Raw genomic sequence first — 992 nt, 5'->3', positions numbered from 1 at the left:
CGAAAACACCTCGTCCGAAGTCGAATCGCTTGAGCTGTACCTGCCCGTGGCAAAACATACAATCTGACGGTCGATGTGGGGCATACGTTCTACGTTGACGAGCTCAAGACCTGGGTACACAACACTGGGCCTTGTGATTTGATCGATGATTCTGCTGCCTATACAAAGTGGTGGGACAATGTTGCTCAACCTAAGACTCTAACTGAGAGAGAGGCTAGGGCTTGGTACTTATCCAAAGAGGCAGAAATCCCCAGTCGAATTGATGCAGGATTGTCTCTGGAAGATTAGGCTAAAAAGGCGTTTGCCATGAGCAATGATTTAAGGCTACAGCTAGAGAGTTAATGTCTAACAGAGATTTGGAAGATTCTTTGAATAAGAGCGATCCCAATAGAACGTGGTCGGAGATCGCTAATAAATACTCGTCACAAGGTCTTTATGGGGATGATTTGTGGCGCAAAATTATCGAAAAATCCCAGTCATCTAGAACAAGTGTGAATAATGGGTTGGGGATGTGAGCATTAATCGTTTTTCTGAGTCTAGTTCCGAGCTTGGTCATTTTGTTTATTTTAATGAGTATGAAGAAGAAAGCTTTGAGGAATTTGTTGGTGTTGTTTTGAAAAAGCTAAATGCAGAAGAAATAAAGCGTGAGCAAGGCCCTTACTCAATTCTGATTACTATTGAATATGCAGGGCATAGACTTGTTTTGACAAGCGGCTCATTCGAAGGATGCTACATATCTATAGATAAAAGTGAGGCATGGTTAGCGAAAAAAATTATAGAGTCATTCTGACTTAGCTAGTTGGTGCAAAAGGCACAGCGGGAACCCCAGTAACGAAGTGGCCTTGCTGCTTTGCTGCGGGTACGAAAGTTTCTACACCGCAAGGCGACCGCGCTATTGAGTCGCTCAAGGTGGGAGATGTTGTCTGGAGCAAGCCTGAGAAAGGGGGCAAGCCGTTCGCTGCTGCCATTCTGGCAACGCATCAGCGTTCGGC

General features: G+C 45.1%; 1 protein-coding gene. It reads left to right on the top strand.

The window, feature by feature from the left end; all coding sequences use genetic code 11:
• The first annotated feature begins 511 nt into the window (after positions 1-511).
• A complete protein-coding gene (locus tag LCH64_RS28190; protein ID WP_226501961.1) occupies positions 512-790 on the top strand; it encodes a hypothetical protein in 279 nt (92 codons plus the stop codon).
• Positions 791-992 lie beyond the last annotated feature (202 nt).

It is taken from the genome of Pseudomonas sp. MWU16-30322 (genome assembly GCF_020515535.1).
GTDB lineage: Bacteria > Pseudomonadota > Gammaproteobacteria > Pseudomonadales > Pseudomonadaceae > Aquipseudomonas > Aquipseudomonas fluorescens_H.
The sequence above is the reverse complement of the archived record's forward strand: the minus strand, read 5'-3'. Positions and strand labels throughout refer to the sequence as shown.